Source organism: Myxococcales bacterium, from assembly GCA_016712525.1.
GTDB lineage: Bacteria > Myxococcota_A > Polyangia > Polyangiales > Polyangiaceae > JAAFHV01.
On the sequence record JADJQX010000001.1, the window covers coordinates 1,487,106 to 1,501,195 of the forward strand.

Annotated in this window: 13 protein-coding genes; 3 read left to right on the top strand and 10 right to left on the bottom strand. The window is 68.6% G+C overall.

Going from position 1 to position 14,090, the window contains the following annotated elements:
* Positions 1-226: 226 nt before the first annotated feature.
* A complete protein-coding gene (locus IPK71_06405) occupies positions 227-817 on the top strand; it encodes a hypothetical protein (GenBank protein ID MBK8213369.1) in 591 nt (196 codons plus the stop codon).
* A 159-nt stretch (positions 818-976) separates the two neighbouring features.
* On the opposite strand, the gene IPK71_06410 is transcribed toward IPK71_06405, so the two are convergent.
* From IPK71_06410 to IPK71_06430, 5 genes are all read right to left on the bottom strand, one after another.
* Positions 977-1,750, bottom strand: a complete 774-nt coding sequence (locus IPK71_06410) for a methyltransferase domain-containing protein (protein MBK8213370.1) — start codon at positions 1,748-1,750, stop codon at positions 977-979.
* A 14-nt stretch (positions 1,751-1,764) separates the two neighbouring features.
* The gene (locus IPK71_06415) at positions 1,765-3,087 is read right to left on the bottom strand and encodes a hypothetical protein (protein MBK8213371.1); all 1,323 of its coding nucleotides are present in this window, start codon (positions 3,085-3,087) and stop codon (positions 1,765-1,767) included.
* A gap of 53 nt (positions 3,088-3,140) precedes the next feature.
* On the bottom strand, positions 3,141-5,129 hold the full coding sequence (locus IPK71_06420; protein ID MBK8213372.1) for a hypothetical protein: 1,989 nt from the start codon (positions 5,127-5,129) through the stop codon (positions 3,141-3,143).
* A 59-nt stretch (positions 5,130-5,188) separates the two neighbouring features.
* The gene (locus IPK71_06425) at positions 5,189-5,914 is read right to left on the bottom strand and encodes a hypothetical protein (protein MBK8213373.1); all 726 of its coding nucleotides are present in this window, start codon (positions 5,912-5,914) and stop codon (positions 5,189-5,191) included.
* 403 nt (positions 5,915-6,317) lie between these two features.
* Positions 6,318-6,662 (bottom strand): class I SAM-dependent methyltransferase, encoded by a 345-nt coding sequence (locus tag IPK71_06430; GenBank protein MBK8213374.1) that lies wholly within the window; start codon positions 6,660-6,662, stop codon positions 6,318-6,320.
* A 278-nt stretch (positions 6,663-6,940) separates the two neighbouring features.
* On the opposite strand from IPK71_06430, the gene IPK71_06435 reads away from it, so the two are divergent.
* Positions 6,941-7,687, top strand: coding sequence for a hypothetical protein (locus IPK71_06435; GenBank protein MBK8213375.1), 747 nt, complete (start codon positions 6,941-6,943; stop codon positions 7,685-7,687).
* A 141-nt stretch (positions 7,688-7,828) separates the two neighbouring features.
* Positions 7,829-10,114, top strand: coding sequence for an alpha/beta fold hydrolase (locus IPK71_06440; protein ID MBK8213376.1), 2,286 nt, complete (start codon positions 7,829-7,831; stop codon positions 10,112-10,114).
* A 2-nt stretch (positions 10,115-10,116) separates the two neighbouring features.
* Here the strand turns inward: IPK71_06440 and IPK71_06445 are convergent, their stop codons facing one another.
* The 5 genes from IPK71_06445 to IPK71_06465 all read right to left on the bottom strand — a co-directional run bounded on the left by IPK71_06445 (position 10,117) and on the right by IPK71_06465 (position 14,043).
* Entirely contained in the window at positions 10,117-11,583 is a 1,467-nt protein-coding gene (locus IPK71_06445; GenBank protein ID MBK8213377.1) for a sigma-54-dependent Fis family transcriptional regulator, read from the bottom strand.
* Between the two features lie 281 nt (positions 11,584-11,864).
* Positions 11,865-12,434, bottom strand: coding sequence for a hypothetical protein (locus IPK71_06450; GenBank protein MBK8213378.1), 570 nt, complete (start codon positions 12,432-12,434; stop codon positions 11,865-11,867).
* A gap of 121 nt (positions 12,435-12,555) precedes the next feature.
* Positions 12,556-12,999, bottom strand: coding sequence for a MerR family DNA-binding protein (locus IPK71_06455; protein MBK8213379.1), 444 nt, complete (start codon positions 12,997-12,999; stop codon positions 12,556-12,558).
* Between the two features lie 32 nt (positions 13,000-13,031).
* Positions 13,032-13,433, bottom strand: a complete 402-nt coding sequence (locus IPK71_06460; GenBank protein MBK8213380.1) for a hypothetical protein — start codon at positions 13,431-13,433, stop codon at positions 13,032-13,034.
* A gap of 190 nt (positions 13,434-13,623) precedes the next feature.
* On the bottom strand, positions 13,624-14,043 hold the full coding sequence (locus IPK71_06465; protein MBK8213381.1) for a hypothetical protein: 420 nt from the start codon (positions 14,041-14,043) through the stop codon (positions 13,624-13,626).
* Positions 14,044-14,090 lie beyond the last annotated feature (47 nt).

The following is a 14,090-nucleotide window of genomic DNA, read 5'->3' on the forward strand; positions in this document are numbered from 1 at the left end:
TCGAATCGCTGCGTGTCGCGGCCGTGCCCTCCTCCGGCGAGGCCGACCCGCCCCCTTGCCCGATCGGCCACCGTAGGACCTGAACCGGCCTCGTGCCCCCGTCGCGCCAGCCGGTCGAGCGCTGGCCCGCATCGAGACCCCGCGAATTCTCCGAAGTGGAAATGGAGAATGCGGGTGGGAAGCGGTGGCACCGTGTGTGCAGAGGGCTCCTCAAGGAGATTCCCCCGTGAAAAAAAGCCTCGGCACACTCGTCTTCGTTTCCTCTCTTCTCGTCGTCGCCCTCGGCGCGACCGGCTGCACGGCCGAGGCCGTCGACGCCGAAGACATCCCGTCCGAGGACATCGAGCCCGGCGAGAGCTCCGAGGCGCTCACCGCGAGCTGCAAGGGCACGGGCGCGAAGTCCGGCGAGGCCGCGCGCGCAGCCGTCTTCAACACGCTCTCGGCCGTCGGAGCGTGCGTTACTCCCCTCAAGTTCGCGACCAAGGTCGGCTGTTTCGGTGCCGGCGCCCTCGCCGCGTCCTCGATCGCCGATGCCCAAGCCGCCAAGCAGACCGCGATCAAGTGCGGCGGCGACGAGTACATCATCGCCGCGCTCACGTGCTCACCCGCGCGCTACCGTGAGCTCCTCGGGCGCATGCAGAAGGCCTGCAAGCCGTTCGGGAGCTCCGTCCCCGCGTGCGTGAGCACGCAGGCGATGTTCACTGCGTCGGTCGACTGCGCGAAGGCCGAGAGCGCCTTCTTGAACGGCTGCAACCTCACCGATCGTGGCTACTGGGACGCCTACGGCAAAATGAACAACATGAGCTACTGTCGGTAATCGCGCGTCGCTCGGGTCGAAGTCCGGCGAAGCGGCGACGAGGCCTTCGGGACGAGCCAGCGGGAAGACACCTTCACCGCGACGTTCGAGGGTCGCACGTTCGATTTCACCCTGCGCGGCATCGCGACCACGGGGAGCTGCCCGGTCATCGACCCCTCGTCACCGCGCCCGTAGCACGACCGGCCGGTACTCGAGCGACGTCCCCTCTCCTCGGGCCCGCAGCTCCGCCGCGGCGCGCCTGGCACGCGCCACTTCGTCGGGTGCCAACGCTTCGTCGAGGCTCTCGCAGATGCCCGCGAACTCCTCGTACAGGGCCTCGCGCATCGCGGGGTGCGCGTCGTCGCCGAGGAGGAGCACCTCCCGTGTCACGACGTCCCCGAACCCGGCCTCGCGCGCGAGCGCCTCGAGCCTTCGGCCGACGAAAGGGTCGCCCCCCGCCGCGGCCTGCGCGAGGTTCAACGCGTCGAACGTGTCGGTCAGGTCGGGGAGGGGCGGCCTCACGCGAAGCGATGCGTTGTCGACCTCGCACACGTGCACGAACCCACCCGGGGCGAGCACGCGCCGCGCCTCGCGGAGCACGGCGCACGGATCCGCGACGTGCTCGAGGAGCCACGTCGCGTGCACCCGGTCGAAGCTCGCGTCGGGGAAGGGGAGCCGCGAGGCGTCGGCGTGCACGTACGTGGCGACGGGGTTCTTCGCGCGCGCCGCCGCGAGCTGGGCCTCCGAGAGATCCACGCCCGTCAGCGTGATCCCCGGGTACCTCCGCGCGAGCTCGGCCGCCATGGCGCCTACGCCGGTCCCGAGATCGAGCACACGCGCGCCGGCCGGAGCGTCGAAGCGCTCGAGCGCGAAGCTCGCGACGAACCTCGCCTGCACGACGAGCCGCTCGACCTCGTGCTCGTCCGTGGAGCCATGCACGTAGGAGGAGGACATGACCCGTGGTGCCATCAATCTGGGGGAATCCCCGGTCCCAGGGCGTCGAGACGGATACGGACGACGTTGGGGAGTTGATCGGCCATCCTTGGGCTGCGGATCACATACACGTGCTCGCAAGTGACCGCGAGGGGGGTAGTGTATCCATACTCCTTCGACGCATCCATTTGACGCCGGAGAAACGATACACCGTCCGCGATGCGAATCACGCGGAGCTCACTGTGGTAGTCCTTGTACCCCCCTGATGCGGCGATGTGCCCGCAGCCGACGGTGGTATCCGGAAAGAGGAGGCTGCTGCTCCGCAGCCGACGTCCCACCGGCCGCGAACCGGGCGAAGGCACCTTCGCAACGTACACGTCATGGGACGAGCACGACCCGGCGGCCGTCGTGGTGCACCCCTCGTAGTGCACCCAGCTGAGGTCCGTGCCGTCGGTCGCCAGGTTCGACTCGTAGCCGTATAGATTCTGGGCGTTGTCGAACCATGTCTCGAGCCCTGCCCCCGGGCGCGCGATTTGGTAAATACGACGATTAACCCCTCCTGTAGTCTCCAAGTACGCCGTATCGCCCCGATAAAACATGATGAGCGGTTGCAACCGCGGGTCCGCTAACAAGAGTTGAGCGCGTGGGTTCGACCATGGGCCTTGGCCCACCGCACCGACAACCTGTAGACCGAGGAGTGAATCCCCCAGCACGAACGACGAGGCGCTGCCGGGGTACGTCCCGACGACCTGAGGAAGTGAGGGATCGTGAGGCGCGATCACGTACCCGGTCACCGGCCCCGGGGTCCCATATTCCCCAACGCGATAAAAGGTGCCGGTCGCGCTTGGCCACAACGGATTGGCAACCCACGCAGGTGACGCCGCCATCAGCGCATTCAGCGGCTCTCCGGTCGCCACATCGACGACTACCCACGTATAGTGGGTTCCAAACATCCGCATCTGCGGAAGCAGGAAGCGCCCGACCGGCGGCGTGAAATTCGAGAAGGCGGACATGGTCCCGGCCCCTGTCTGCCCAGGCTCCACAGTGGCCCACTCCTCGCACGCCGTCCCGCCCGGGTTGTCGGGGAAGAACGCAGGGTCACAAGGCTCCCACTTGGCCGGAGGCGGGAGCACGTCTTTCCGCTTAGGCAAGTAGATCTGCGCCGCCTTCTTGAAGCCAGTCCAAAGCTCCCAGCCCTCTGGAACGAAATCGGGGCGCGGCGGGGTGGGCTCGGGCACCGCCGTATCGGGTGCCGTGGCATCAGGCACACCAGCTTCCCGCACGTCTGCGACCGCGGCGTCGTTCGCCGGAGGCGAAGGAGTCACCGCAGGGTTGTCGCATCCGACTGCGCTCGCCACGACGATGGTCAGACCGGAACCAAACGCTGCCAAAAGGGTGGTCGTGGAGCGCCTCATAGGAGCTCCCCGAACGTGGCCTCGCACGGGCATGCCACTGCGGATCCCAGCGTATCCAGCTCGGTCGCGCGGCTCACCTGGAGGTGGCTCGCCGTCTCTAGGACGCTAGCGTAGTCCACGTCGTCGACCACGATCGGACGATGCAACTTGCCCGCGAGCGGCGCGATCCGCTGCGCGTGGTACCCTTGTTCGTCGTGCCAGAAGCGCGCCTGCCCCGTCTCTGTGGCGCGGGCCATCGAGAGAAGAATCGAACCATCCCGGTCTACCGTCAGGATCGGCTTTGCGCCCGTGCGGTAGGCGAATTGGTAGACCTCTTCGTGGGCGCCGTCCACGGGCGACAGCCGCTGCAAACGGTACCCCTTCTCCACATCTTCGGGCGCGACCACCATCCAGAGGTGCCGATCCGCGAACGAGTACGTCGCGGCGAGAACTGCGTCTCGGTTCTCGAACCTGGTCACATGCTGCCAAGGCCCAGGGAGAGGGTGGAACCAGACATCGAGAGAGGGTTGGGCGTTGGAAGCTTGCGTGCCACCCAACGCGTAGAAGCCACCCGCCGCGGGCGAGAACACGAGGAGCGGCGCCGTCACTCCTTGCGGCCCCTCCTCGCCGGCGATCGCCACGAGCGGCCCCGTGCGCTTCGGTACCTCGTCGAGCGTATCGCCGACGAGCCGCGCCGCGCGAGGCTCATTCGAGTCGTCCAGCCCCACCGCGATCAGCTCGGAGCCGAGCACGCTCGACCATCCATTCGGGTCGACGTTGCTTCCCCAGCGGACTTTGGTCGTGAGCTTGGCGAACGCGCCCGTGGCACTCTTGTCCGTACACGCAGGCTCCGGGCTCGCGCCCACGCCGGCCGCGAGCGGCACGACGAAGCCGTCGTCGCGCAGCGCCCCAATGGGGCCCACGCGGGCGTGCACCGAGCTCACCATGGGCACCGCGAGCACGCTCGAGCGGGGATCTGCGCCCATCCGCCCGGGCGCGAGCCCGACCCTTGCCTTCGAGCCCAGCACCACCTCCCACTCCGGAACGCCCACACCGCCCTCCGGCGAGGGATCTTGCACGATGATCCCTTCGGGAAGCATGGGGCAATAGCCCACCGTTCCACGTTCCGGCACCACGTGCGTGAACCGATTCGACAGGTCGGAAATGCCGCGCTCAGCCCGACCCACGTTGGTCTTCGCGTGCATCCAAAATACGCCGTCCAAACATGAAGCCGGGTTTGTGGTGCACGAATCGGGTAGGCGAATCCCGTAGAAGCCGTTCGTGGTAGAGGCGAACCAGGCCGCGACGTCGTCCTCGTGGCGCCAGCGGATGAGCGTCCGCGTGAGACCGTAGTCCCAGGTTCTGGTCGTGGCGGGTGTGGTCGCCCCAAACCGTACGCGGTGCCAGGGGCGCGCCGGGTTGTTGCTCACTTCTCCAAAGTCGAGCTGCTCGTCCTTCATCACACTCGGGTCGGCGCAGTTGACTATGTAGTTGGGTAACTCGACGCTCTTGCAGAACCGAAACTCGGTGACCACGCCCGGCACCACCGACGTCACCGGGTCCTGCCCAGGCGGATTCATCTGCGATGAGCCGACCGTCGGTGTACGAAACGTGCTCGCCCGCCGGCGCGATGTGCACTCGTCGTGGTCCCCCACACGAACGCAGTTCGTATCGGTCCATTCGACCTCGTCCGCGTTCCCCGCCGGGCACGGCACGGGATCGCACGCGTCGCCGACGATGTACGCTTCGCGCGCCCCAGGGCTTCCGAACTCCTGCGCGGCGAAGCGCGCCTCCTCGGCTGCGAGGTTGCAGTTGGCCTGAGACGGGTTCTTCACCTCGACGCAGTTGTCGCACACATCCCCCCGCCCGTCATCGTCCTGGTCGTCTTGGTTCGGGTTGAACGTGGTCGCACAGTTGTCGTGCTCGGTGTACCAGTGGTCACAATCCGGGTCGCGGACCGTATCGCAAGCACCGGTATAGTCGACCGCGCCGTAGGGCGTGTCCACTCCGAAACCGTGCCGGATGCGCCAGGTAGGCGTGCGCCGCGTCTCCCTCGCGTTCTGCTTCAGCCACGAGGCGTTGCCTGGCTCGGTAATGTCGCACCAGACGTTCGTGGTGCCCCCGGGGCCACCCCCCCTAACGGCAACGCCGAAAAGGCGCCGCCCCGTAGCTTCGACAGTATAGAGCGGCCGCCCGAGTTCCCGCCCACGAGATCGGGCGCCTCTCCCTGCCAATACCCGCCGAATCGAAGGAGCTCCGAGGTGGGGCCGCGACGGCGCTCCGGACTCTCCCCATTGAACCCCGAGGCTTCACTGTCCGGCCGCGGAGGAAACCCGAACACCACGGGAAGCAACGGCGACGACGGCCACGGCGCGGTCATCTTTCGCTCGAGCAACTCCGTCCACCAGGTGGCATCGGCCGCGGCGAGCGGCGCGAGATACACGAGGGCGAGGTCCGTCGCGTCGTCTTCCCCGTCTGCCCGCTTCTCGAACCGAACGACCGTCCGCCCGGGACTCGACAACATGGTCACACTCGACGGACCGCTCCCCTCAGGAAAGCAGTGCGCGCCCGTGACCAAGAGATCGGGGGTGAGGTACGTCGCCGTGCAGTTCTCAACCTCGGGGCCGGCCTCCGCCTTGAACCGAACCACGACCTTCGATTCGGGCGTGTCGGGATCGGCCACACCAGTAATCGCCTGCTGGGTGGTGCCGCGTGGTGCAGGCTCGAGAGTGATCGCACACGCCGCGAGGGCGGGAAGCGCAAGAACGGCGAGGCAACGGAGGGTACGCATGCGGATGTCCTCTTGGGTGGGTGCCCGGCAAGAGCGCGTCATTGATTCCATCACGATGACGTTCACCGCGGTCGATGCAAGCAAAATAGGCGCCGCATGCCATAATGTTATCAATCCCTACGCCACTTGTGGAGCGGTGTGGCGTGACACTTAGCCCTGAGCGACAACATGGCCGGGGCCGCATCGTCTTGGTCCCTGCTGACGCCGTACATCCGTCTTTCCATCCCAACGGCCGCCGTTGACGCTGCGCATCCGGGTCTTCCATCCAAATTGCCCCTGCTGACCCGGGTACATGGGGGTCCCTCACTCCAAATAGTCCATGCCGACGCCGCACGCCGCACATCGGGGGCGTCATCGAGGCGGGCTCGTCGGTGTGTTCTCCTTGGCCGAGGCTGCACCTGCGTTAGCCTTGCTCGCACCAACCGCCATGAGCGTGCACCCGGTCGAAGCTCGCGTCGGGGAAGGGGAGCCGCGAGGCGTCGGCGTGCACGTACGTGGCGACCGGGTTCTTCGCGCGCGCCGCCGCGAGCTGGGCCTCCGAGAGATCCACGCCCGTCAGGGTGATGCCGGGGTACCTCCGGGCGAGCTCGGCCGCCATGGCGCCCACGCCGGTCCCGAGGTCGAGCACCCGCGCGCCCACCTCGGCGTCGAAGCCGTCGAGCGCGAACCCTGCGACGAACCTCGCTTGCACGACGAGCCGCTGGACCTCGTGGTCGTCGGTCGAGCCATGCACGTAGGAGCTGGACATGGCCTCCCTATAGAGCGGCGCCGCTCCGTCACCCACCCCCATCGTCGTGGGAGCCGTCGGGATGTGCCGCGTCCCGATCGTTCGAGGGCGGCCTCGTCGGAGGTGTGCGTGAGGTGTGCACGCACGGTCCGCACACGTGCGTGCACAGGTGGTGCGGATGTGGATGATGAGTAGTTACGAGCAGTTACGGTTGGTACGGCCTCTGCAATGAAGGTCTCGCACAACGGCACGACGGGGAGAGCGGTTCTCCCCGGATGCCCACGAAGGAGACCATCGTCATGTCCAAGAAATCCCTCCTCGCCCTCGCTCTCGTCACCTCGGCCGTCGTCGCTTCGAGCTCGCACGAGGCCGTCGCCGCGCAGAGCCAGAGCCAGGTGATCTGCAGTGAGAACGCGCAGGTGTTCCCGGTGTGCACGGGGTACATCGGCGACAGCGGCTCGGGAGGAGCATCGGAGCTCGCGTACTCGGCGTGGCTCCCGAACGGCGGGTGGACGGAGGTGTACGACGACGGTGACTGGTGGGTCGATCACAACCCGGACGGGTCGACGACGATCGGTTTCGACGACGCCACGGGAGCGAACTACTTCGCGGGCCCCAAGCTCTTCGACGCTCCCGGCAACTACCAGGGGAAGAACAAGCCCTCCTCGGCAGGCAAGTCGACGTGGAAGGGCGCGAAGCGCAACCTCGCGGCGCTGAAGGCGTCGGCGACGGTGAAGACGGGAGCGTTCACGGCGCTGTCGCCCGCGAGCGGTCAGGTCCCGGTGCCCGCGAGCCCGATGCTCGCGCCGTCGGTGGAGGTGAGCTTCGCAGGGACCGGGCAGTGCAAGGGCTTCTTGCTCGTGAGCAAAGACGGCAAAGCGATCTCTGCGGCGGCGCAGGCGTACACGTTCCCGAGCAAGAAGGCGGTGCTCTTGCCCCGCGCGACCGGCAAGTACAAGATCGAGCTCGTGGGAAACTCGGGCTGCATGGGCCTGAAGCGCAGCACCGAGGTCAACGTCTACTTCCCCCGCGCCGCCGGCCGCTGACACCCGCGCCCTGATGTCCTCGGGGCAGACGGACCCGTAGCGCGCCAACGAAACCGGGAGAGGGCTCTTCGAGTGACGGAGGGCCCTCTCCGCCTTTCGCCGGGCCCATGACGAACCGGCAAGTGCTAGGTTCGTGGATTGATGGTGGAGCCTGTACCGGAATCGACCGCGGCGTTCGTGCCTCCGGAGCGTTTCGACTCGTTCGTCGTCGAGCGCCAGCTAGGGCGCGGGGGGATGGGGCACGTTTATCTCGGCCGCGAGGAGATGCTCGATCGCAAGGTCGCGCTCAAGTTCATCGCCCAGGCTGCGCCGACGCCGGCGGCCCGTGCCCGCTTCGTCACGGAGGCGCGGGCCATCGCGAAGCTCGCCCACCCGAACGTCGTCGGCGTGTTTCGCATCGGAGAGGTGTCCGGTCATCCGTACATCGCGTACGAGCTCGTGCGCGGGCAGAGCCTCGACAAAATCCAGCGGCCCCTCAAGTGGACGAGCGTGCTGCGCATCGCCACCCAGATCGCTCGTGGTCTCGCGGCCGCCCACCGCGCCGGCGTCGTTCACCGGGACGTGAAGCTCGCGAACGTGATGCTCTCCGACGAGGGCCAGATAAAAATCCTCGACTTCGGCCTCGCCAAGCTCGACGACGACCCCCCGAGCGACACGTCGGAGCCCGCAGGAGGCCGATCCGACCAGTCGGGGGCGCGGCACACGACGGGGCTCACACGCCCCGGGCTCATCGTCGGGACGCCCTCGTACCTCGCGCCCGAGCTGTGGCTCGGAGAGGGTGCGACGCCGCGCTCGGATCTCTACGCGTTCGGCATCGTGCTCTTCGAGCTGCTCACGGGTGAGGTCCCCGTCTCCAGCGCTGCCACGCGCGAGCTCGCCGAGCGGGTCATCACCACGGACATCGCCCCGATCCGCTCCCGGTGCCCCGACGTGCCCGAGTCGCTCGCGCGCATCGTCGACGGCTGCACGAAGCGCCACGCGCTCGAGCGGTTCGCGACCGCGGACGAAGTGAGGGTCGCGCTCGAGGAGATCGAGTCCGTCTTCCTCCCCGCCTCCATGGGCATCGACGCCATCTCCCTCCAGGGAGAGCCCATGACGACCGCGGCCTCGTTGGCTCGCCTCTCGGAGAGTATGGAGGCCGTAACCAAAGAGATCTACTCGGGAATCTTCGCGCGCCTGCCCGAGGCCCGCGCCCTCTTCCCCGAGGACCTCGGGGGCCAGCGCGAGAAGCTCTGGCACGCGCTCCGCCTCGCCGTCGAGGGGCTCCGCGAGCCCGAGAAGCTCGCCCCCGTGCTCCGCGACCTGGGCCGACGCCACGTGGGCTATGGCGTCGTGCCCGAGCACTACGATCTCCTCGGCGAGGTCTTGCTCGAGGTCCTCGAGCGGCACGACCCCGACCCGTGGACGGACGACCTCCGGCGCGCGTGGAAGCGTGCGTACGCGTTCGTCATGGGTGCGATGCGCCGCGGGGCCGACGACGGCGCCACCACCCGTGGTCCTTCGAGGGCCGTGTCTCCCCTCGCGACGACACCGTCCCCCAAGGACGACAGCGGGCCGCGCTCGCGGCCTTCACGCCCCGAGGGGCTCCGCACGCGCTACGCCAAGAACGGCGCGACGAGCCTCGCCTACCAGACGTTCGGCCGCGGGCCGATCGATCTCGTCGTTCTCCCCGGCTGGCTCACGCACGTCGAGATGGCGCACGAGCACCCGTCGCTCGCCGGTTTCCTCGGGCACTTCGCGCAGACGTGCCGTGTCACGATCTTCGACAAACGCGGCGCGGGCCTCTCGGACCGAGCCGATCGGGTCCTCACGGTCGAGGACCGCGTCGCCGATCTTCGCGCCGTGCTCGATGCCGCCGGCGTGCACTTGCCGGTGCTCCTCGGGATCGGTGAAGGGGCGTCGGTCGCGGCCGCCTACGCGATCGCGCATCCGGGCCGAGTCCGCGGCGTCGTGGCCTACGCGGCAACGGCCCGGCTCGTCCGCGAAGGCGGGTACCGCCATGGCCACACCGAGGCCCACTTCGAGGAGATCGTCGCGCAGGTCGAGGAGAGCTGGGGCGAGCCGGTCTTCGTCGAGCTCGAGGCCCCGTCGCGCGTCGGGGACGAGACCTTCACCGACTGGCTCGGAGCCTACATGCGCATGTCCGCGAGCCCCGGCAGCGCCGTCGCCATGCTCCGCGAGTACGCGGCGATGGACGTGCGCCTCGTGCTCCCGAGCTTGCTCGCCCCCACCCTCGTCGTGCACCGTAGGGGCGATCTGTTCGTCCCGGTCGAGGCCGGGCGTTTCTTCGCGAGCCTCGTCCCTGGCGCGACGTTCGTGGAGCTCGAGGGCGAGGATCACCTCCCGTACGTGGGTCACGTGGATGCGGTAAAGGGCACGATCGACAAGTTTCTCCGCGGTCTCATGCCGACGCGTGAGCTCGGCTGATCTCACGCCCCCGACGCGCTCGGGTCGCCTTCGTCGTCCTCGATGCCGAAGCGCTTCATGAGCCGATAGAGGGCGAAGCGGTTCTTGAGCCCGAGGGCGCGGGCCGCGCGTGTCACGTTGCCGCCCGCGTCTCCGAGGGCCGCCCGCACGCGCTCCTCGTCCGGCTCGTCCGTGCTCGCCGAGGTGGTGGCGCCTTGTGTGCGGAGCTCGGCCTCGACCTCGCGCGTGAGCTCGACGAACGCTCCGCGGCTCGTGGACACGGCCAAAAAGAGCAGGCGCTCGAGCTCACGCAGGTGGTGGGTGAACGTGTGCCGAAGGAGGCGCTCGACGAGATCCGGATCGAGCCGCGGCTCGGACGTCGTCGGCTCGAAGAAGCGATCGCGCAGCGCGGGAGTGCCCTCGGCGAGCTTGCGCACGATGTGGCCCACGAGCAGCGGGACGTCCTCCGTGCGCGTCGCGAGGGGCGGAAGCGAGACGCGTGCCGCCAGGCGCGCGGCGAAGTCGTGCTTGAGGTCCGCGGCGCTTCGGTTCGTCGCGGCGACGAGCCGGAGGTCCGATCGCATCGTGCGCGACTCCCCGAGCCGCTGGTACTCCCCTCCGGCGTCGAGGACGCGCAGCAAGTGGGCCTGGAGCCTCTCGGGGAGCTCACCGATCTCGTCGAGGAAGAGCGTCGAGCCGTCCGCCTCACCGACGAGCCCGGGCCTCTCGGGGCTGCCCGCGTTCGGGTACCCCTTGGCCGAGCCGAAGAGCTCGGCGTCGACGAGGCCCTCCGGGAAGGTCGCCGCGTTGCGCGCGACGAGCGCCTTCGAGGCGCGCTCGGACATCGCGTGGATCGCGCGGGCGGCGAGCTCTTTCCCCGTGCCGCTCTCCCCGAGGACGAGGACGTGGAGCTTCGACTTCGCGACGAAGGCGAGATCGTCGCGGAGCGCCCACGCGGCCGGAGACTCGCCCACGATCCCGAGCTTGTCGGCTCGGCCGAACGGATGCGCTGGGGCGTCGTACGCGCGGAGCTGCGGGAGCGTGAGCGTGCGCCGTGTCACCGCGATGACGAGGGCGTTTCGGAGGGTGATGGTGTCCCCGGGGCGCACGCGCGCGTCGTTCGTCTCCACGCCGTTGACCTGCATAGTACACCGACCGACGTTCTCGACGACGAGCTCGTCGCCGTCGGGCCGCACGCGGAGCTGGACCCGCGAAATGCGGCTCCCGCCGAGCGGCTCCCCGGCCGAAGACCGAACGTCGATCCCTGGCGGACGCGCGCGGCGGAACACGAGCCTCGTGGTCGTCGTGTCGTCGCTCGGGGGCCCTCCACGCCCCATCACCGACTCACGGGTCACGGACGCGATTTCGCCCACACGCGAGGGCTCCTCGAGGCTCCACGCGATCACGAACGTCGGCGCGGAACGAGGCGCGTGCGCCCTCGCCTTCACCCAGGGGAGCTCCCCCTCCTGCATCGTGGTCTCGTCGGCCATGCCCCGAGCCCCATGATACTCGAGGTCGCCACCCGTGGATCGTCTCGCGCGCGCCGCCATCTTCGATACGCTCTCCGCCGTCGGTGCATTCCCTCGTGCGTGAGGACGCAGGCCATGGTCACAGCTTCGGTCGACTGCGCGAAGGCCGAGAGCAACTTCCCGAACGGGTGCAACCTCACCGATCGCGCCTACTGGGACGCCTACGGCAAGATGAACGACCTGGGCTACTGCGGGTAGCGCCGAGACCTCGACATGGACGCAACTCGAAGCGCGGACCCGAGCTACTGTCCGGCGCAGGTGACGGTCGGGCGGCCGCCCGTGTCGACGCAGGAGGCGGGTACCGCCGCACATCGCGCCGGTCCGTTAGCCTGCACGCACGCGCACGTCCAGTCTCGCTCGCACGCCTTCGGGTAGTCCACACACGTGTAGGACGTCGTGCCGCCGTCGACGCCAGAGGCCTGCGCTTGGCAGTACTGCGTACCAGGGCACGTGCTCGTGCCGCACGGCACGACCGGACAAGCGCACTGCAGATGGAGCAGCTCCCAGGTGCCCTTCGTCGTGTCACACACGACCTGGGGCACGCAGCATCCGTCGATCTTCTCGCAGCTCTTCTGGCCGCCGGTGCACGCCGTTCCCACCACGGGCGATGGGACGCATGCGCTCGCGTCGCCGCCTCCCGCGTCGGAGACGGGTAGCGCGTCGGTCCCGCCATCCACTGACGCATCGGTCCGGCCATCCACCGATGCGTCGGCTCCGTCGTCCACGTCCGCGATGCTGGAGGTGCCGCATGCGGCGAGCGCGGTGGCGAGCGCGGTGGCGACGGCGATGGACAGCGCGTAGGGCTTCTTCATGATCGGCCGAGCTCCGCAAGAAACGGGCCGACCGAATCGTGGGAAGTTTTAGGTAAGATGTAATGCCAGGGTGTGCCATCTCTGACGGCGCCGTCGCGCCTCGGGTTGGCAACGACCGTGGTCACGCGCGTCGAGGGCGTCTCCGAGGCTCGTCCACACCGCAGACCGAGGGCGTATCGCCCCCCAGCGACGCCAAGATCGGGCACGGCCCGTCCACGTGACCGCGCGCGATGCGCTCCTCGATCGCGCGTCGCACGCGGCGAAGGTCCCGCACCTTGTCGTCGATCTCGGCGACCTTCGCGCGGGCGAGCGAGACCACGTCCACGCCGCGTGGGACCTTGCCCCGAGAGAGCGCGAGGAACGCGCGGAGCTCCTCGAGGGTGAAACCGAGCGCCTGCGCGCGCTTCACGAAGCGCACGACGACCACGGTCTCCTCCGGGAAGAGCCTGTATCCTGCACGCGATCGCGATGGCGTCGGCAAGAGCTTCGCGCGCTCGTAGAAGCGAATGGTCGTACGGGGGACGTCGGCGGCGCGGGCGACCTCGAGCATGGTGAGTCGAGCCATGCCCGAGGATCGCAGGTCGTGAGGCGCGTGGCTCACGGTTTTCGCACGGCGAGGGCCTGCGTCACGCCGAACGCGAGCTCCAAGAGGAGGAACGGGACGAGCAGGGGCGATGCGCCGTTCGCGAGCGCCCATATCTGCCACGCCGAGAAGACGAAACGCCCGACCGTGTCGAGCGCGTGGAGGCGCCGCGCGTGGGAGCGGAGCCGCAGGTACGACCAGAAGCTCACCACGGTGCCGAAGAACGCGACGAAGAGGAGGTGGGTCGGGGAAAACTCGGGCAGCGTCGGCCCGCCGAGACCGAGCGCGCCGTGGATCTTCCGAAACGCCGAGAGCACGAGCGCCGCCGTGATCGGCGTCGCGAAGGGCAGCGTGACGACGAGGTCGTAGAGGGCGCCGGCACGGAGCACCGCGCGCGCGCGTGGATCCCGAACGATGTCGTCGTCGGGTGAGCCGAGCGCGGAGAGGAACGAGCCGTGGGGAGCGTGCGAAGGAGACGTGAGCGTGTGCATACCCAAGTTGTACGGCTTGCACTTAAGTGCAAGGTCAAGGGCTCCCCTCACATTTTCTCTTCGCCTCCGGGGCCGCTCGATCAAGCGCTGGGCGCTCGCGGGGAGCAGCTTCACGCTACGATCGCGCCACACCCTCGAGCATGCGGCGCGCATCGGCCTCGGCGGGCACACGCATGCGGTACCGCGTGCCCTTCGCGTCGCGCACCGTGATCGCGTGCGAGAAGACCACGCCCGCGCGTCGCATCGCGATGAGCACGGGGTCGCGGAGCTCTGCGCGGCGGACCAAGAGGAGCTCGACCAACGTGGTCACGCGCGCCATCATCACCTTGGCGTAGAGGACGCCCGCGACCGCGAGCACGACGCCGAGCACGCCGGCCCCCACGCGCATGGCCTCCTCCCCGGGTTTGCCTTGGACGAAGAGCGCGAGCACGAAGAGCAAGACGCCCGACACGCTCATCGCGCCTCCGCCGACCGCGTAGGTCGTGCGTTGTTCCTTCGCGCACGACCGAATGGTGCTCTCGAGCTCGGTGCTCATGCCAATGGTCGCTCCCTCTCAGGAGAACGCCGGACCTCGGCGTCGTC